Source organism: Buttiauxella cochleicola (genome assembly GCF_021282405.1).
Lineage (GTDB): Bacteria > Pseudomonadota > Gammaproteobacteria > Enterobacterales > Enterobacteriaceae > Buttiauxella > Buttiauxella massiliensis.
On record NZ_JAJSOU010000012.1, the window covers coordinates 1 to 18,372 of the forward strand.

Sequence of the window (18,372 nt, forward strand, 5' to 3'; positions counted from 1 at the left end):
GAGAGAAAAAGCTTGCTGAATGAGGTCAGGAGACAGGAGGTCAGCGAGGCTTTGAACTTCATCGGGGGCAGTGAGATTGATAATACCGAGAGCTTGTGAAAGTTCCATTTAAAAAGGGTCCATGTTGTGCATGAACCCTTTTTACACGAGCCACCGGATCGGTCAACTGATCCTTAAACGATCAGCATTAGGCCGATTGGCCCCTTTTTGCTATTGGCGCTTACGCCTAATCAGAACTAGATATGCAGCTCTTTGAGTGTCTCTTTCGGCAGAGCCAACTCTTCATTGCTGTTTACGCTTACGCCATGCTCAAGGATATGACGGGCGATATCCTGTGCTTCTTCCAGCGAGTGCATGTGGTAAGTGCCACACTGGTAAACATTCAGCTCAGGGATCTGGTTTTGCTCTTTCACCTTCAACACATCTTCCATTGCCGCTTTCCATGCATCAGCAACGCGAGTCTCTTCAGGTACACCAATCAAGCTCATGTAGAAGCCCGTACGGCAGCCCATTGGCGAAATATCAATAATCTCTACGCCATTCCCATTCAGGTGGTCACGCATAAAACCAGCAAACAGGTGTTCAAGAGTATGAATCCCTTTTTCTGGCATCACTTCCTTGTTCGGGATGCAAAAACGCAGATCAAATACAGTGATAGTATCGCCATGAGGCGTATGCATCGTTTTCGCTACACGCACTGCTGGTGCGCCCATGCGGGTATGGTCAACTGTGAAGCTATCCAACAACGGCATCTGATCACCTCCGATAAGTGATTTTTTTTAAAAATAAAATGAACCATTCTTTCTCACACTACTCTGAGTATATGAAAGACGCGCATTTGTTATCATCATCCCTGATTCAGAGATGTATATTTTGGCCACACTGATTGTGGCCTTTTTCTTTTCTACTAAGCGTGTTTCTCAAGCCACACATCAAACGGCTCGGTATCACTGGCTTCGATATCTCGCTGGCGCTGCCATGAAGCATCATGTTCTTTCTGCAACACGTCTTCGGTCAAAATCTCCAGCGGCTCTTGTACCAAAATCTGACGATATTGCTCAGCAAGGGCAAGACCTGTACCGCCGATACCATTATCAATCATAGACCGCAGAATACGTGCTGAGTACGTTAATTCTGGATCGTCGAAGCAGGCAACCAGTTGGTCACACACATCCTGATATTCACTATTCCCGGCGATGCCATCGAGCGTTTCGGCAACACGGCGTAAATCTGTGAACAAATCTTTGCCCACTTTAGCCAACGGATGCTGAGCAGTTTCACAACCGATACCCAGCGTCAGGCCCGGCTTGCGCCCTTCCAGAATCACACGATTCCAGTTTGTGCGGGTGCAAAGCAATTCGTCGCTGCTCATTTCAGGCGCGTCAGCCAGCACACACCAAATCATGAACAGGTCGAGGAAACGAACCTGCTGCTCATCAACACCAATTGGTGAGAACGGATTAATATCAAGTGAACGCACTTCAATATATTCAATCCCGCCGCGCATTAGCGCATCAGAAGGCGACTCGCCAGGCCCTGTAACGCGTTTAGGGCGAATAGGTGCATAGAGTTCATTTTCAATTTGCAGTACGTTGGTGTTGATCTGAAGGCGCTTGCCATCTTTCTCAACGCCCATCTGCGCATACTCTTCCGATGGCGTTTTAATCGCACGCTTCAACCCGGCGACATAAGTCTCCAGATTGTTAAACGTAATACCAAGGTTACTCTGGGATTTATTGGTGTAGCCCAGGTCGCTCAGTCGCAATGAAGTCGCATATGGCAGGTAATTCATGCCACATTCGGTCTTTTCAAATGGCAGTGCGCTCTCTTTCCCTTGTAGGAAGGAGGAGCAAATCGCCGGCGATGCCCCGAACAAATATGGGATAACCCAGCCAAAACGGTAATAGTTACGAATCAGGCGGAAGTACCCGGCGGAAATCGCTTCCTTGCCGCTTTCAGCATCTTCAACACCCAGACGCGCCTTCCAGAACTCTAGCGGCAGCGAAAAGTTGTAGTGCACGCCCGAAATAGTCTGCATCAACGCACCGTAACGGTTTTTCAAACCTTCACGGTATAACGTTTTAAAACGCCCGTTGTTGGACGAGCCATACTGCGCCAGCTCGATATTCTGACCATCGTTGATATAACACGGCATGCTAAGCGGCCACATACGCTCATCACCCAGTTCACGGGCTGTATGGCGATGGAGATCGCGCATGAATGTCAGCATATGGTCGATATCACCATCAACTGGAGTAATAAACTCCAGTAGCGCTTCCGCGAAATCAGTAGTAATCCATTTGTGTGTCAGCGCTGAACCAAGGCTTTCCGGGTGGCCTGTTGTTGCCAACTGACCATCTGGTGTGACTCGCAGCGTTTCACGCTCAAGACCACGACAAATACCTTTAACTGCCTGAGGATGCTGTTCCAGCCAGGCCAGCGCCTGTGATACGTTCGGGATCAAATTGACCTCCCGCCTGTCGAATTCATTTTTATTAAGCATAAGAGATGGCGATAATAATACCCTTTAGATTTCGAGTTGCAGGAAGGCGGCAAAAGAGCAAATCCTCTTGAGCTTACTTAAGTAAGTGACAGAGGTTTGCGAGTGCAGCCAACACACCTGCAGCTTGAAAGATAACGGGTATTTCAGTCCATGCAATTAGTGCCACCACGCGATGCCCTGTACCGTTGCAGCCGCTACAACGATATAGCGAAGCGCTTTACCAAGGCATAAAAAAAAGATTACCGGTCCCCAGCTCATTCGTAATAAGCCAGCTAACAGGCACAGTAGATCGCCAACTAACGGCATCCAACTGAGTAATAATGTTGCCGGGCCGAAACGTACCAGCCAGCCAGTTGCTTTCCCATGCCAGCGCGATTGTTCCCGCAATGGAAAAAAGCGCCCCAGAATAACGTTAGTTAAGCCACCAAGGCTATTACCCATTGTTGCTATTAAGATGAGTAACCAGGTTGGGCCAGAGCCTGCAACTAATAGTGCTACCAGCACCACTTCGGAACTTCCTGGCAATAACGTAGCGCTTAGAAAGCTACTGGTAAATAATGAAAAAAGTGATAGTCCTTCACTCACAGCAAACGGACGTCCACGCCATCCATTCCCGCCGCTCTTGCAGCTTCCAGGCCAAAATCTGCATCTTCAAACACCACACATTTATTTGGTGCGACGCCCATTAATTCAGCGCACAGCAAAAAAGTATCGGGAGCGGGTTTGTGATTTTTGACATGGTCTGCGGCAACAACAGCTGAGAAATACTGCCGTAAGCCTAAATGGTTGAGCAGCGCTTCGGCGATATCGCTTTCACTGCCCGTACCTACAGCCATAGGGCGACGCCCATGCCAGGATTTGACAACATCAATGAGGGGAAGTGGGCGCACCGTATCAAGAAGCATAGCTCTCACAGCTTGCGTCTTTTCTTGCGCCAGGCGATGAGGGTCAAGATCTGCACGATTGAGTTCGATAATTGCCTGTGCAATACGCCAGGTAGGTGAACCATTCAACGCAACCATTGCTTGTTCATCGAATTGCATGCCATAGCCTGCCAGCGTCTCACGCCACGCCTTGCGATGTGTAGGTTCGGTATCGAGGATGGTTCCGTCCATATCGAAAATTAGACCTTCGTAACGTTCGTACATCTCATCCCTCACATCACTCAATATTGAGGCGTTACTTTATCGTAAACCAATAATATTGTCGCTTATTTGTAATTGAGATAGTTCAGAAGGTGACTAATGGGTAAATATGGCGTTACAGGGGATTTTTTTGAAATTCAGGAGGTAAAACTTGGGGAAATATGGTGCACCCAGGAAGATTCGAACTTCCGACCGCTCGGTTCGTAGCCGAGTACTCTATCCAGCTGAGCTATGGGTGCATCGGGGTATTACTTTACTGCTGATTCAATGTCGTTGAACTTACTACAACATCGAAGAAGAATGGTGCACCCAGGAAGATTCGAACTTCCGACCGCTCGGTTCGTAGCCGAGTACTCTATCCAGCTGAGCTATGGGTGCATCGGGGTATTACTTTACTACTGATTCAATGTCGTTGAACTTACCACAACATCGAAGAAGAATGGTGCACCCAGGAAGATTCGAACTTCCGACCGCTCGGTTCGTAGCCGAGTACTCTATCCAGCTGAGCTATGGGTGCACAGGATTACTTCTTTTACTGCTGACTTAATGCTGTTTGTTGTTCTAAACAACATCAAACTAGATGGTGCATCCGGAGAGTTACTCTCGGTGCTCGCCCAAACGGGCCGTTGCTAAAGCAACGTTTCTCTCCCTGTCGATCCTTAAGAAATTAACTTTCTTTGGAACACTACCGGCGCAAAATGGTAGTAGGAAGAATGGTGCACCCAGGAAGATTCGAACTTCCGACCGCTCGGTTCGTAGCCGAGTACTCTATCCAGCTGAGCTATGGGTGCAAAATGGCGGTGAGGCGGGGATTCGAACCCCGGATGCAGCTTTTGACCGCATACTCCCTTAGCAGGGGAGCGCCTTCAGCCTCTCGGCCACCTCACCACACGCCTCTTTCGAGGTGTACCGTTGAACTTGTTTCTGCTCATCGGCACTGCGTGGCGCACATATTACTTTCCTGCACTTATAAGTCAAACAATTTTTCCCAACTAATAATCAATTGCACACTTCACGCACAATCAGGACGAATTGACAGCAAAAAGAGTGTTTTATCAACAGGCAGTATAAGGATAATAGATAAATGAAAGCGTTCGGGATGAATAAGAAATTATGGTGATATCGAGAAATGAAGGGAGTATTGCGTGATAAAGCGAAGAAAATGGTGCGCTAAAGGAAGCGTCTCGCTAGTGATTAGCGAGACGCAGTAACTTTAGTAACTCGTTTGTTGCGATTTTTCAGCCTGGATACGTTGGTAGATCTCTTCACGGTGAACAGAAACTTCCTTAGGGGCATTAACACCAATACGAACCTGGTTACCTTTTACCCCAAGCACTGTCACGGTCACCTCATCCCCAATCATGAGGGTCTCACCAACTCGACGAGTTAGAATCAGCATTCTTTGCTCCTTGAAAGATTAAAAGAGTCGGGTCTCTCTGTATCCCGGCATTCTCCATCATATACGCCAAAAAGTAAGTGGTGACAAACACATAAACTGTCAATGACCACGACATTACCTTCTGTTATGACTAAGTCTAGCCGATATACGCAACTTTAACCTGACTTTATCATTATTGAGTGTGTGCAGATTAAGAAGACGCCATAACCTGAATGAGTTATGGCGTCTGTCTGCACTTTATTTTTTTACTTAGAGCTTAGCCGCGACCCAGGCTTCAACACCGGCCAGAGCACCAGGCAATGCAGCCGTGTCTGTACCACCTGCCTGAGCCATATCTGGACGACCGCCCCCTTTGCCTCCGACTTGCTGAGCGATAACCCCAATCAGCTCCCCCGCTTTCACACGGTCGGTCACATCTTTAGAGACACCCACAATCAGAGAAACTTTACCTTCTGATACCGTCGCCAGAACGATGATTGCCGAACCCAGCTGATTTTTCAGATCATCAACCATAGTACGCAACATCTTCGGTTCGACGTTGGCGAGCTCACTCACGAGGAGTTTCACGCCTTTTACATCGACAGCTTTGCTGGAAAGGTGTGCACTCTCCTGCACAGCCTGCTGTTCTTTCAACTGCTGCAACTCTTTTTCGAGCTGACGAGTACGCTCCAGTACCGAACGCACTTTCTCGTTCAGGTTCTGGCTGTCACCTTTAAGCAGTTGAGCAATATCCTGTAGTTGTTCGCTCTGCGCATGAAGATTTGCCAACGCACCTTCACCTGTCACAGCTTCGATACGACGTACGCCCGCAGCAGTACCGGATTCCGCAACAATACGGAATAGGCCAATATCACCAGTACGGCTCGCGTGAATGCCACCACACAGTTCGGTTGAGAAATCACCCATGCTCAGAACACGCACGTGGTCGTCATATTTCTCGCCAAACAGCGCCATTGCACCTTTAGCTTTAGCCGCTTCCAGATCCATGACGTTGGTTTCGATTGGCAAATTACGACGAATCTGGGCGTTGACGATATCTTCTACCGCGCGCACTTCACTTGGCTTCATCCCTTCAAAATGGGAGAAGTCAAAACGCAGACCTTTGTCATTTACCAGAGAACCTTTCTGCGCAACGTGAGTGCCCAGAACCTGGCGCAATGCAGCGTGCAGCAAGTGAGTGGCGGAGTGGTTCAGACGAATGCGTGAACGACGCGCTTCATCAACTTCAGCTTTTACGCTGTCGCCCACTTTCACAACACCCGAGACGAGCTTGCCGAGATGGCCGATGGCCTGACCATATTTCTGCGTATCGCTGACAGCAAAATCTACGCCGTTCGCTTTAATCGCGCCTTTGTCGCCAACCTGGCCGCCAGATTCTGCATAGAATGGAGTCTCGTTGAGCACCACAACCGCTTCTTGCCCAGCAGTAATTTGCTCTACGGCTTTGCCGTCAACAAACAGCGCGGTGACTTTAGCGGTCAAATCAGTGTGATCGTAACCTTTAAACTCAGAAGCCGAATCTACGCGAATCATGCTGTTGTAGTCAGCGCCAAAACCACTGGACTCACGTGCACGACGACGTTGTTCTTCCATCGCGGCTTCAAAGCCCGCTTCGTCAACTTTGAGATTACGTTCACGGCAAACGTCGGCTGTCAGGTCGACCGGGAAACCGTAGGTGTCGTACAGACGGAAAGCAGTTTCGCCATCCAAAGTGTCGCCTTTCAGGTTAGCCAGTTCTTCATCTAACAACGCCAGGCCACGCTCAAGCGTACGAGCAAATTGTTCTTCTTCGGTTTTCAGAACCTGTTCAACCAGCGCCTGCTGGCGTTGCAGTTCTTCGCCAGCCGCACCCATGACTTCAACCAATGGGCCAACCAGTTTATAGAAGAAGGTCTCTTTCGCGCCCAACATGTTGCCATGACGAATTGCACGACGGACGATACGACGCAGCACATAGCCACGGCCTTCGTTCGACGGCGTCACGCCATCCGCAACCAGGAATGCGCAAGAACGAATATGGTCAGCAATAACACGCAGCGATTTGCTGGTGAGATCGGTTGCACCCGTCACTTTGGCAACGGACTGAATCAGCTTGCTGAACAGGTCGATTTCATAGTTGGAGTTAACGTGTTGCAGAACAGCGGCAATACGCTCCAGACCCATACCGGTATCAACTGACGGCTTAGGAAGCGGCAACATAGTGCCGTCCTGCTGACGGTTGAACTGCATGAAGACCAGGTTCCAGATCTCGATATAACGATCGCCATCTTCTTCAGCACTGCCCGGAGGGCCGCCCCAAATGTGGTCGCCATGGTCAAAGAAGATTTCGGTGCATGGGCCGCAAGGGCCGGTGTCACCCATCTGCCAGAAGTTGTCAGATGCGTAAGCCCCGCCTTTATTATCGCCAATGCGGATAATACGCTCGCGTGGAACGCCAACTTCTTTTTCCCAGATTTCAAACGCTTCGTCGTCAGTCTCGTATACCGTGACCCACAAACGATCTTTTGGCAGATTAAACCACTGCTCGCCGGTCAATAATTCCCAGGCATAGTTAATGGCATCATGTTTGAAATAGTCACCGAAGCTGAAGTTACCCAGCATTTCAAAAAACGTGTGGTGACGGGCGGTGTAACCGACGTTTTCCAGATCGTTGTGTTTACCACCCGCGCGGACACAACGTTGGGACGTTGTGGCACGGGAATAATTACGTTTGTCGAGACCAAGGAAGACATCCTTGAACTGGTTCATCCCGGCATTAGTAAACAGCAAAGTAGGATCGTTATTCGGAACCAGGGAGCTGCTCGCTACAACCTGGTGACCTTTACTATGGAAAAAATCGAGAAACGCCTGACGGATCTCAGCGGTGCTCTTGCTCATAATTATCCTGAAATCAAGCTAACGAGGAGTTAGCAAACCGGTCATAGCCAATTTTGTTGCTTTGGTCTTGACCTGTTTACCTGGAAAAAGTGGGAATAAGATAAGTTTTCTTATGAGGGAAGTAAAATCCCGTGTATGCCTAATCGGAAAAATTTCGGTTTTTATACCCAAAATAATTAAAGTTGCGTCAAGGCGGCAAGCGAGAAAATCCCGATGAGCTTACTCCAGTAAGTGATTCGGGTGAAGCTAACGCCGAGGCAACTTTAAGTATGAAGGGTATATCAAGAATAAACAGCCTGGATGTCTTCCATAAAGAAGCCACGATACTGAAGATAACGCTGCACTTTAGCTCGCTCTTTCCATTCTGTCGGAAGTTGCTCGCCAAATTTTCGCTCGGCAATGTCTCGAGCCATCTCTTGCCAGTCTATTTCGCAATTTTCCATTGCGGCTTCGCTCAGATCACGCGCGATACCTTTGCCCTGCAATTCCTGGCGGATACGTTGCGGGCCATAACCTTTGCGGCTGCGGCTTGCGATAAAACGTGAGGCAAATTGAGCATCGTCCAACCAGCGGTGTTCATAACACCAGGCAATGACTTTTTCGATATCTTCAGGCGTGAACGGATCTTCTTCAGCTCTTGGTTTTCCGGGAAACGTAGGCTGTGTCGCGAGTTTACGGCGAAGTTCTTGTTCACTGTGATCGCGCATCGCCAGGATACGAGTGGCTTTGTCTAATAAGCGGGAATAAGGACTGCGGCGGGAAGTAGATTCGGCAGGCATAGCGGATAACCTGTTTAAAAGAAAATGGAGTAAGGCTGAAACAAATAAGGGCTGCCGTAGCAGCCCTTATGGGATTTAGAAGTCTTCTTTGGATTCAGCAACGTCTTTGTCGTGGTCATCAGCAACAAAGTCTGGTGTACCATCTGGATTATTCAGCAGCATATCACGCAGTTTCTTCTCGATTTCAGCAGCCATTGGCTTGTTTTCTTTCAGGAAGTTACTGGAGTTTGATTTGCCCTGGCCAATCTTCTCACCGTTGTAGCTGTACCAGGCACCGGCTTTTTCGATCAGCTTGTGCTTCACGCCTAAGTCAACCAGCTCGCCGTAGAAGTTGATACCTTCACCGTACATGATCTGGAATTCAGCTTGTTTAAATGGTGCAGCAATTTTGTTTTTCACCACTTTAACGCGAGTTTCACTACCCACCACGTTATCGCCATCTTTCACCGCACCAATGCGACGAATATCCAGACGTACAGAAGCGTAGAACTTCAGCGCGTTACCACCAGTAGTGGTTTCTGGGTTACCGAACATCACACCAATTTTCATACGAATCTGGTTGATGAAGATAAGCAAGGTGTTGGATTGCTTAAGGTTACCTGCCAGTTTACGCATTGCCTGGCTCATCATACGTGCCGCGAGGCCCATATGAGAGTCACCGATTTCGCCTTCAATTTCAGCTTTCGGCGTCAGAGCGGCAACGGAGTCAACAACCAGTACGTCTACTGCACCGGAACGTGCCAGCGCATCACAGATTTCCAACGCTTGTTCGCCAGTGTCTGGCTGTGAACAAAGCAGGTTGTCGATATCTACGCCCAGTTTCTTAGCGTAAATCGGGTCCAGAGCGTGCTCGGCATCGATAAACGCACACGTTTTACCTTCACGTTGAGCGGCGGCGATAACTTGCAAAGTCAGCGTCGTTTTACCAGAAGATTCTGGCCCGTAAATTTCAACAATACGGCCCATTGGTAAGCCACCGGCACCAAGCGCAATATCCAGTGAAAGTGAACCGGTAGAGATCGTTTCCACATCCATGGTACGGTCTTCACCCAGACGCATGATGGAGCCTTTACCAAACTGTTTTTCAATTTGGCCAAGTGCTGCCGCTAACGCCTTCTGTTTGTTTTCGTCGATAGCCATTTTTACTCCTGTCATGCAGGGTGATACACGGATGTGCCACGCTGCTTACTATGCTGTTTTGTTGTGCCAATTATACTGTATGGTCATACAGTATCAAGCTTATTTTTGAGAAATTCTTCCCACAGGGTTTGCAGCGCATATTCAGTGGCCTGGCGTCGAACGGCATCACGGTCACCCGCAAAAATCTGGCAGTTGGCGATGGTACCATTAAGTTTTGAAGCGAAGCCAAACCACACCGTTCCGACAGGTTTTTCTTCACTACCGCCATTTGGCCCGGCAATACCACTGACAGCAACCGCGTAATCCGCAGCGGCCGCATAAAGCGCACCTTGTGCCATTTCACGCACCACGGCTTCGCTAACTGCACCATGAGTTTCCAGCGTTCCGCTATCAACACCAATCATTTGGTGCTTAGCCTCATTACTGTAGGTAACAAAACCGCGTTCAAACCAGGCGGAACTGCCTGAAACATCAGTAATCACTTTCGCAATCCAGCCACCGGTGCAGGATTCTGCCGTGGTAATGGTCGCGCCGATACGCCCGAGTGCTTCGCCGACCTGGTGACTTAATTGACGCAATGTTTTATCTGTCATGTTGGCTCCGATTGTAGACATAGCGCAGGGCTACACGATAGCACTTAACCGCTATTGCAGAGGATTACATTAGATAACTCGAGGCACTTCCAGAAAAAAGAACGGCCAGCGAATGCTGGCCGGTTAAATCACTTCATGCTGTTAGCGATAGTATCCACATTGTGCTTGAACGCCATCTCGTAAGTGCTGGCTGGCCCGTTTGCGGCTGATAACGCTTCTGGATATAGTTCGCCACCCGGTTGGGCATCACTCGCAGCGGCAATTTGTTTTACCAATCGAGGGTCAGTCTGATTTTCTATAAAGTAAGTTTTGATGTGTTGTTCTTTGAGCTGCTTAATTAGCCCAGCAACGTCACTGGCATTAGCTTCCGCTTCGGTCGAGAAGCCCACTGGCGCCATGAAAGTCACGCCATACTCCTGGCCAAAGTAGCCAAATGCATCATGGCTGGTGAGCACTTTACGCTTTGATTTCGGAATAGCTTCAAAGCGCGTCTTTGCCCAACTATCGAGCAGTTTGAGGCGTGTAACATACTCAGAACCACTGTCGTTGATTGCCGCTGCATCTTCCGGGTCCGCAGCCACCAGCGCCCTGGTAATATTTTGTGCGTAGATTGCGCCATTTTCAGCGCTATTCCAGGCGTGAGGATCGGTAATTTGTTTACCGTCATCGATCATCTTGCGCGTAGAAATACCTTCGGAGGCAACAATCACCTTGCCTTTATAGCCTGATGCGCTGACCAGCCGGTCCATCCACCCTTCCATTCCCAGCCCGCTTACGATAACCACATCTGCTTTGCTTAACGCCACGCTGTCTTGCGGTGACGGTTCAAAGCTATGTGGGTCGCCATCTGGCCCCACCAGACTTTTCACCGTGACATGCTCACCACCTACTTGTTTTGCCATATCTGCCAACACGGTAAAACTGGCAACCACATTGAGGTTTTTCGCCAACGCAGCCTGGCTTGAGCACGCCAACACCAATGACACCATCATCCCAAAACGTTTCATTTAATCCCCTTGCTTGTTGTTATCAAGCCTCGACAAAGGCTACGAACCAGCCCGCTGCGCGAACCAAAAAGAATCGAGATAAAGAAGCCGACGCTTGCCGTAAGAACAATGGCAGGGCCCGCTGGTAATGCGGCGGCAAAAGACCATGCAAGCCCAATCCAGGCCGACAACAAACCGCAGACAATAGCGATGAACATCGCCCCTGGTAGTGTTTTCGCCCAGCAGCGTGCCGAAACAGCGGGAAGCATCATTAGACCGACAGACATTAGGGTTCCGAGGATTTGAAACCCGGCGACTAAATTGAGAACCAATAACGCGAGAAATACACCGTGAATAAGATGAGGAGCCAGGCGATTATTGACCTGTAAAAAGCTGCGGTCGAAAGTTTCCATCACCAGTCCACGATATAAACCGGCCAGAATAAGCAACGTCACGCTGGCTATCACGCCAACAAAGATTGTTGACTGGCTATCCACCGCCAGAATGGAACCAAATAGAAGATGAAGTAGATCAACACTGGAACCACGTAATGAAATCAGCGTGACCCCCAACGCCAGCGAGCCAAGATAAAAACCGGCAAAACTGGCATCCTCTTTAAGATTGGTGCGTGAACTGACAAGTCCTGAAATTAGCGCCACCAGCACACCCGCAACAAAGCCACCAATCCCCATCGCAACCAACGACATACCCGCCAGTAAATACCCCACAGCAACGCCAGGCAAAATGGCGTGAGACAGCGCATCGCCCACCAGACTCATACGTCGTAAAAGTAAAAAGATCCCCAGTGGGGCTGTGCTTATCGATAGTGCAAGACAGGCGACGAGTGCGCGTCGCATAAAACCGTAAGCAATAAACGGTTCAAAGAAGAAGTGATAAATCATGCGGATAACGCCAGATTGATACTTGATTTGCAGTAATGGGGCAGTACTTCAGCGGTATCGCCCCAATGGAAATGGTCTTGCGTAAGCAACAGAACCTGAGGGAAGTGTCTGCTAACGAGCTCGTTATCGTGCAGCACTGCCATCACTGTCTGGCCCGCCTGATGCATCTGACAGATAAGCGTCATCAAAAAATCACTGGTTTGTGAGTCAACGCCGGTAAATGGCTCATCAAGCAATACTAATGGCGCGTTTTGTACCAGCAGGCGTGCAAACAGCATTCTTTGAAACTGGCCGCCGGAAAGCGTTTCGATGGGTTGCTTGCTCAATGTAGTAAGACCAACACGCTCAATGGCATCGGCTACTCGCAGACGGATTTGGCGATTCAACGAGGAAAACAGACCTCGAGCGGGCCATGCTCCCATGCAAACCACATCGTAAACCGTGGTAGGAAACTGCCTTTCCATTTCTGCAAGTTGTGGCAGCCATGCAATACGTGGACGCCCCTCAGTAAAAGACAATTGCCCAGATACGGGTGACTGTAACTTCAGGATCGTCTTGAGAAGGGTCGATTTCCCTGTGCCATTGGCACCTATGATGGCGGTCATACTGCCTTTCACAATATGGCCGGTTAATGGCGGTGTTACGGCCTTTCCCTGGTAGCCCAGCACTAATTGATTTAGCGAGATCATGGCAGTGCAATCGCCCAGCTAATAGCCAGCCATAACCCAGCCAGCAGAATTAAGACCGCGCAAAATCGGACAGGCGCAGCCACTGTGAATAGTGTCCGTATAGGAAGCATTGCAGGAAAACCACTGAATTTGATTTGTTATAACATAACATAAACCAAATCGAATGCTATGTAAATTCCTGATCGACGATCAGGAAAAACCTTCATAACAATCTGGGAAGCTAACCCCGCCTCAGAATAAGACGGGGGTGAAGATTATTGAACGCGAGCCAGTGCCACTGCCTGACCGAGTTGCCAGACCGCCATCGCATAATGCGTGCTGTGGTTATAACGAGTGATGGTGTAGAAGTTCGGCAAACCGTACCAGTACTGGTAGCTATCGCCCACATCCAGGCGCAACAAGCTTGCCTCCTGGTGGTTGCCCAGAGAAGCGGTTGGGCTTAAACCAGACTCAGCCAGCGCGGATACGGAATATTTAGTTTTAAAACCATTCGCAAGCCCCGGCACCTGGCCGTTGGCAGGAACCGCAACCAAATCACCTTTCACCCAGCCATGGCCTTTGAAGTAGTTCGCCACACTGCCGATAGCATCTTCCGGGTCCCACAGGTTTACATGGCCGTCACCATTGAAATCCACCGCATATTCTTTAAAGGCCGAAGGCATAAACTGGCCGTAGCCCATCGCCCCAGCGAATGAACCTTTCAATGCCAGCGGGTCATCGCCTTCGTTACGCGCCATCAACAGGAAGGTTTCCAGTTCGCCAGAGAAGTATTGCGCACGGCGAGGATAGGCAAACGAGAGCGTAGCAAGTGCGTCGACAATCCGTGTTTTCCCCATCACACGGCCCCAACGTGTTTCAACACCAATAATGCCAACAATAATTTCTGGCGGCACGCCATAAACCTGGAAGGCGCGTTTTAGAGTGTCTTCATATTGATTCCAGAACGCGACACCATTTTGCACATTATCAGGGGTAATAAATTTGCCGCGATAGCGCAGCCATGCACCGTTTGGACCTGCTGGTGGTGCAGTAGTCGGTGCCTGCTGGTCCATTAAACGCAAAACGTAATCCAGTCGTTTGGCCTGAGAAAGCACTTCGTGCAATTGCTGGCGGTCAAAACCATGCTTATTCACCATTTTATCGATGAATTTCTCAGCTTCTGGATTGTTAGCAAAATCCCCCGTCTGCATAAACACATCATGCTGCGGTTGCAACAAGAACCCCCCAGTAGGCGTGCCGGTTTGTTGAGGCTGTGTTTCTGTTTTCGGTTTACTGCTACAAGCGGCGAGCAAAACAATAAGCGGAAGTAACGCGACGGAGTAACGCATGTGTTGGGATATCCATATAGCTAACGACGAATGTGTATTACTTATGGTAAATCAAAATCACAGTGGTAGTAACAGACTCTGCGAGACGGCGCGAAGTTTTCCTGCCTTTTGGCAATGTGTGATCGCAGAGTTATGTGGTGTAATAGCGAAGCTTTTCACGACAAATCAGCTTCATGAGATAATGTGAACACTAACAATAATAAAAAATCACAATTAACTTTTAATTCAATGGATTAAAAAAGAAAAACTATGAGTACAACGGAAAATTTAGACGCCCACACCCCCATGATGCAGCAGTATCTGCGCCTGAAAGCTCAGCATCCTGAGATCCTGTTGTTCTATCGCATGGGTGACTTTTACGAGTTGTTTTATGACGATGCAAAACGTGCGTCGCAACTACTCGATATCTCTCTGACTAAACGTGGTGCATCTGCGGGCGAACCGATTCCAATGGCGGGTGTTCCGCATCACGCCATCGAAAACTATTTAGCCAAGCTTGTGAATCTGGGTGAATCTGCCGCCATTTGCGAACAGATTGGTGACCCCGCCACCAGCAAAGGGCCTGTCGAGCGCAAAGTCGTGCGTATCGTTACACCAGGCACCATCAGCGATGAAGCCCTGCTGCAAGAGCGCCAGGACAACCTGCTGGCTGCAATCTGGCAAGACGGTAAAGGCTTTGGTTATGCGACGCTTGATATCAGCTCCGGGCGTTTTCGTCTGTCAGAGCCTGAAGATATCGAAACCATGGCCGCCGAACTTCAGCGTACCAATCCCGCTGAACTGCTGTATGCAGAAGATTTTGCCCAGACGCGTTTGATTGAAGGCCGCCGTGGCTTGCGTCGTCGTCCACTGTGGGAGTTTGAAATATCCACCGCACGCCAACAATTGAATATGCAATTTGGTACCCGCGACTTGATTGGCTTTGGTGTTGAAAATGCTCATCATGCTTTGTGTGCCGCGGGCTGCTTGCTGCAGTACGTTAAAGATACGCAGCGCACTTCCCTGCCGCATATTCGCTCCGTCACCATGGACCGCCAGCAAGACAGCATCATTATGGATGCGGCAACGCGCCGTAATCTGGAGATAACCCAGAACCTGTCTGGTGGCTTTGAAAATACGCTCGCATCAGTGTTGGACTGCACCGTCACGCCGATGGGTAGCCGCATGCTGAAACGCTGGCTGCACATGCCAATTCGCAACATCGACGTGCTGCAAAAACGCCAGCAGACCATCGCAGCCTTACAAGAGCGTACCGCTGAAATACAGCCGGTGCTGCGTCAGGTTGGCGATCTGGAACGCATTCTGGCGCGTCTGGCACTACGCACTGCGCGTCCACGCGATTTAGCGCGCATGCGCCACGCTTTCCAACAACTGCCTGAATTGCGTGAAATGCTGGCCGATGTGCCAACAGAGTATGTGCAGACACTGCGTGAAAATATGGGTGAGTTCACTGAGCTGCGTGAATTGCTCGAGCGCGCAGTAGTGGAATCCCCGCCAGTGCTGGTGCGCGACGGTGGCGTGATTGCACCAGGTTATCACGAAGAGTTAGACGAGTGGCGTGCGCTGGCTGATGGCGCGACAGATTATCTCGATAAACTGGAAATCCGCGAGCGTGAAAAACTCGGTTTGGATACGCTGAAAGTCGGTTTTAACGGCGTGCATGGTTATTACATCCAGATTAGCCGCAGCCAGAGTCACCACGCACCAATTCACTATGTTCGCCGTCAGACGCTGAAAAACGCCGAGCGCTATATTATTCCTGAGCTTAAAGAGTACGAAGACAAAGTTCTCACGTCGAAAGGCAAAGCTCTTGCACTGGAAAAACAGCTCTACGATCAGTTGTTCGATGCGCTGTTGCCACATCTTGAAGCGTTGCAGCAAAGTTCTACGGCTTTGGCGGAACTGGATGTGCTGGTTAACCTTGCTGAGCGCGCTTACAGCCTGAATTACACTTGTCCGCAACTGACCGATAAACCTGGGATTAAAGTTGTTGATGGTCGTCATCCAGTCGTTGAGCAAGTTCTTAGCGAGCCGTTTATTGCCAACCCGCTAAGTCTCGCACCTCAACGCCGCATGTTGATTATTACCGGCCCTAACATGGGGGGTAAAAGCACCTACATGCGCCAATCGGCGTTGATCGTACTGCTTGCCTACATCGGTAGTTTTGTTCCAGCACAGCAAGCAGAAATCGGGCCAATCGACCGTATTTTCACACGCGTAGGCGCGGCTGACGATCTGGCTTCCGGGCGTTCAACCTTTATGGTTGAGATGACCGAGACGGCAAATATTTTGCATAACGCCACCGAGAATAGCCTGGTACTGATGGATGAAATTGGTCGTGGGACTTCCACATACGATGGTCTGTCATTAGCCTGGGCCTGTGCCGAAAGTCTGGCTAATCGCATCAAAGCACTGACCCTGTTTGCCACGCACTATTTTGAGCTGACGACGTTGCCAGAAAAAATGGAAGGTGTGGCAAACGTGCATCTTGATGCTATCGAACACGGTGACACCATCGCCTTTATGCACAGTGTGCAAGATGGTGCGGCGAGCAAAAGCTACGGCCTGGCCGTTGCGGCGCTGGCTGGTGTACCAAAAGATGTGATTAAACGAGCACGTCAAAAACTGCGCGAACTGGAGACGCTTTCTAATAACACGGCTGCCACGCAAGTCGATGGTACGCAGATGTCGTTGCTGTCAGTTGCTGAGGAAACCTCGCCTGCGGTAGAAGCTCTGGAAGCGTTAGACCCGGATTCGCTGTCGCCAAGACAGGCGCTAGAGTGGATTTATCGGCTTAAAAACCTGGTGTAACACCTGACTAAAGCCATAAAAAAAGCGGTGACCTTAGTCACCGCTTTTTATTTGAAGAGTCGATTATTCGCGGAACAACGCTTCGATATTGAGTCCTTGAGCCTGCAAAATTTCGCGCAGACGACGTAGACCTTCTACCTGAATCTGGCGAACACGTTCACGAGTCAGACCAATTTCACGGCCAACATCTTCCAGTGTTGCAGCTTCATAGCCTAACAGGCCAAAACGACGAGCCAGCACTTCACGCTGTTTAGCGTTCAGTTCAAACAACCACTTCACGATGCTCTGCTTCATATCATCGTCTTGCGTGGTGTCTTCCGGGCCGTTGTCTTTCTCGTCAGCCAGAATGTCCAGCAGCGCTTTTTCAGAGTCACCACCCAACGGGGTGTCTACTGAAGTAATGCGCTCGTTGAGACGCAGCATACGGCTGACATCATCAACAGGTTTATCCAGTTGCTCAGCAATCTCTTCCGCACTCGGCTCATGGTCGAGTTTGTGGGAAAGCTCACGAGCAGTACGCAGATAAACGTTCAGCTCTTTCACGATATGAATCGGCAAACGAATCGTACGGGTTTGGTTCATGATTGCCCGTTCGATGGTCTGACGAATCCACCATGTTGCGTATGTTGAGAAACGGAACCCACGTTCTGGGTCAAACTTCTCAACAGCACGGATCAGCCCCAGATTCCCCTCTTCAATCAAGTCCAGCAAAGCCAGACCACGATTGCTATAACGACGGGCAATCTTAACCACCAGACGCAAGTTACTTTCAATCATGCGTCGGCGAGAAGCGATATCACCACGCAGTGCGCGGCGGGCAAAATACACCTCTTCTTCGGCTGTTAATAATGGGGAATAACCAATCTCCCCAAGATAAAGCTGAGTTGCGTCAAGCACACGCTGAGTGGCACCTTGTGACAACAACTCCTCTTCGGCTATGTCGTTATCACTGGGTTCCTCTTCTACGAGGGCTTTTTCGTCAAAGACCTCAACTCCATTCTCATCATATTCCGCGTCTTCATTTAACTCGTTAACTTTCAGCGTATTCTGACTCATAAGGTGGCTCCTACCCGTGATCCCTGGGCAAAATACCTACCTTGCACTTCGTCTTTTAAGCGTTCTCCGCGTTGGCTACCTTCATTCACCCCAGTCACTTACTTGAATAAGCTCCCGGGGAATCACTCAGTTGCCGCCTTGATACCACTTAAATAACTATATGC

Annotated in this window: 15 protein-coding genes and 5 tRNA genes; 1 reads left to right on the forward strand and 19 read right to left on the reverse strand. The window is 49.6% G+C overall.

Translation table 11 applies throughout. The features are described 5' to 3' along the window. Positions 1-236: 236 nt before the first annotated feature. The 18 genes from luxS to mltB all read right to left on the reverse strand — a co-directional run bounded on the left by luxS (position 237) and on the right by mltB (position 14,341). A complete protein-coding gene (luxS, locus tag LVQ79_RS16145) occupies positions 237-752 on the reverse strand; it encodes an S-ribosylhomocysteine lyase (protein WP_232865707.1) in 516 nt (171 codons plus the stop codon). A gap of 155 nt (positions 753-907) precedes the next feature. Continuing rightward, entirely contained in the window at positions 908-2,464 is a 1,557-nt protein-coding gene (gshA, locus tag LVQ79_RS16150) for a glutamate--cysteine ligase (RefSeq protein WP_151995072.1), read from the reverse strand. A gap of 195 nt (positions 2,465-2,659) precedes the next feature. Continuing rightward, a complete protein-coding gene (locus LVQ79_RS16155) occupies positions 2,660-3,088 on the reverse strand; it encodes a YqaA family protein (protein WP_232865708.1) in 429 nt (142 codons plus the stop codon). Then, a complete protein-coding gene (gene yqaB, locus LVQ79_RS16160; RefSeq protein ID WP_034457436.1) occupies positions 3,085-3,651 on the reverse strand; it encodes a fructose-1-phosphate/6-phosphogluconate phosphatase in 567 nt (188 codons plus the stop codon). Before yqaB ends, LVQ79_RS16155 begins: the two co-directional genes overlap by 4 nt. Positions 3,652-3,810: 159 nt before the next feature. Continuing rightward, positions 3,811-3,887, reverse strand: a tRNA-Arg gene (locus LVQ79_RS16165). 62 nt (positions 3,888-3,949) lie between these two features. Next, positions 3,950-4,026, reverse strand: a tRNA-Arg gene (locus tag LVQ79_RS16170). 62 nt (positions 4,027-4,088) lie between these two features. Beyond that, positions 4,089-4,165: transfer RNA gene (locus tag LVQ79_RS16175), tRNA-Arg, on the reverse strand. Positions 4,166-4,362: 197 nt separating this feature from the next. Next, positions 4,363-4,439, reverse strand: a tRNA-Arg gene (locus tag LVQ79_RS16180). Positions 4,440-4,443: 4 nt separating this feature from the next. Then, a tRNA-Ser gene (locus LVQ79_RS16185) sits at positions 4,444-4,536 on the reverse strand. A 325-nt stretch (positions 4,537-4,861) separates the two neighbouring features. Continuing rightward, positions 4,862-5,047: a carbon storage regulator CsrA gene (gene csrA / locus LVQ79_RS16190; protein ID WP_013574027.1), complete on the reverse strand. Its 186-nt coding sequence runs from the start codon at positions 5,045-5,047 to the stop codon at positions 4,862-4,864. A 249-nt stretch (positions 5,048-5,296) separates the two neighbouring features. After that, positions 5,297-7,924 (reverse strand): alanine--tRNA ligase, encoded by a 2,628-nt coding sequence (gene alaS, locus LVQ79_RS16195; RefSeq protein WP_232865709.1) that lies wholly within the window; start codon positions 7,922-7,924, stop codon positions 5,297-5,299. 281 nt (positions 7,925-8,205) lie between these two features. Beyond that, positions 8,206-8,703, reverse strand: a complete 498-nt coding sequence (locus LVQ79_RS16200) for a regulatory protein RecX (protein ID WP_232865710.1) — start codon at positions 8,701-8,703, stop codon at positions 8,206-8,208. Between the two features lie 75 nt (positions 8,704-8,778). Beyond that, positions 8,779-9,843, reverse strand: coding sequence for a recombinase RecA (recA, locus tag LVQ79_RS16205; protein WP_064513292.1), 1,065 nt, complete (start codon positions 9,841-9,843; stop codon positions 8,779-8,781). Between the two features lie 83 nt (positions 9,844-9,926). Further along, complete coding sequence (gene pncC, locus LVQ79_RS16210; protein WP_232865711.1) at positions 9,927-10,436, reverse strand: nicotinamide-nucleotide amidase; 510 nt, start codon at positions 10,434-10,436, stop codon at positions 9,927-9,929. A gap of 128 nt (positions 10,437-10,564) precedes the next feature. Beyond that, positions 10,565-11,443, reverse strand: a complete 879-nt coding sequence (locus LVQ79_RS16215) for a metal ABC transporter substrate-binding protein (protein ID WP_232865712.1) — start codon at positions 11,441-11,443, stop codon at positions 10,565-10,567. Next, positions 11,440-12,324: a metal ABC transporter permease gene (locus tag LVQ79_RS16220; RefSeq protein ID WP_034457443.1), complete on the reverse strand. Its 885-nt coding sequence runs from the start codon at positions 12,322-12,324 to the stop codon at positions 11,440-11,442. The genes LVQ79_RS16215 and LVQ79_RS16220 overlap by 4 nt, the downstream gene beginning before the upstream one ends. After that, complete coding sequence (locus tag LVQ79_RS16225) at positions 12,321-13,013, reverse strand: metal ABC transporter ATP-binding protein (protein WP_232865713.1); 693 nt, start codon at positions 13,011-13,013, stop codon at positions 12,321-12,323. The genes LVQ79_RS16220 and LVQ79_RS16225 overlap by 4 nt, the downstream gene beginning before the upstream one ends. A 254-nt stretch (positions 13,014-13,267) precedes the next feature. Next, positions 13,268-14,341, reverse strand: coding sequence for a lytic murein transglycosylase B (gene mltB / locus LVQ79_RS16230; protein WP_232865714.1), 1,074 nt, complete (start codon positions 14,339-14,341; stop codon positions 13,268-13,270). Between the two features lie 249 nt (positions 14,342-14,590). Here mltB and mutS point away from each other — a divergent pair, with 249 nt between their 5' ends. Continuing rightward, positions 14,591-17,152: a DNA mismatch repair protein MutS gene (gene mutS, locus LVQ79_RS16235; RefSeq protein WP_232865715.1), complete on the forward strand. Its 2,562-nt coding sequence runs from the start codon at positions 14,591-14,593 to the stop codon at positions 17,150-17,152. A 63-nt stretch (positions 17,153-17,215) separates the two neighbouring features. On the opposite strand, the gene rpoS is transcribed toward mutS, so the two are convergent. After that, complete coding sequence (rpoS, locus tag LVQ79_RS16240) at positions 17,216-18,208, reverse strand: RNA polymerase sigma factor RpoS (RefSeq protein ID WP_151995055.1); 993 nt, start codon at positions 18,206-18,208, stop codon at positions 17,216-17,218. Between the last annotated feature and the right edge of the window lie 164 nt (positions 18,209-18,372).

Coding starts and splice junctions, on each gene's coding strand:
- mutS (WP_232865715.1), top strand. CDS start 14,591: ATGAGTACAACGGAAAATTTAGACGCCCACACCCCCATGATGCAGCAG.
- LVQ79_RS16215 (WP_232865712.1), bottom strand. CDS start 11,443: ATGAAACGTTTTGGGATGATGGTGTCATTGGTGTTGGCGTGCTCAAGC.
- luxS (WP_232865707.1), bottom strand. CDS start 752: ATGCCGTTGTTGGATAGCTTCACAGTTGACCATACCCGCATGGGCGCA.
- LVQ79_RS16200 (WP_232865710.1), bottom strand. CDS start 8,703: ATGCCTGCCGAATCTACTTCCCGCCGCAGTCCTTATTCCCGCTTATTA.
- csrA (WP_013574027.1), bottom strand. CDS start 5,047: ATGCTGATTCTAACTCGTCGAGTTGGTGAGACCCTCATGATTGGGGAT.
- yqaB (WP_034457436.1), bottom strand. CDS start 3,651: ATGTACGAACGTTACGAAGGTCTAATTTTCGATATGGACGGAACCATC.
- rpoS (WP_151995055.1), bottom strand. CDS start 18,208: ATGAGTCAGAATACGCTGAAAGTTAACGAGTTAAATGAAGACGCGGAA.
- alaS (WP_232865709.1), bottom strand. CDS start 7,924: ATGAGCAAGAGCACCGCTGAGATCCGTCAGGCGTTTCTCGATTTTTTC.
- LVQ79_RS16225 (WP_232865713.1), bottom strand. CDS start 13,013: ATGATCTCGCTAAATCAATTAGTGCTGGGCTACCAGGGAAAGGCCGTA.
- pncC (WP_232865711.1), bottom strand. CDS start 10,436: ATGACAGATAAAACATTGCGTCAATTAAGTCACCAGGTCGGCGAAGCA.
- mltB (WP_232865714.1), bottom strand. CDS start 14,341: ATGCGTTACTCCGTCGCGTTACTTCCGCTTATTGTTTTGCTCGCCGCT.
- LVQ79_RS16220 (WP_034457443.1), bottom strand. CDS start 12,324: ATGATTTATCACTTCTTCTTTGAACCGTTTATTGCTTACGGTTTTATG.
- recA (WP_064513292.1), bottom strand. CDS start 9,843: ATGGCTATCGACGAAAACAAACAGAAGGCGTTAGCGGCAGCACTTGGC.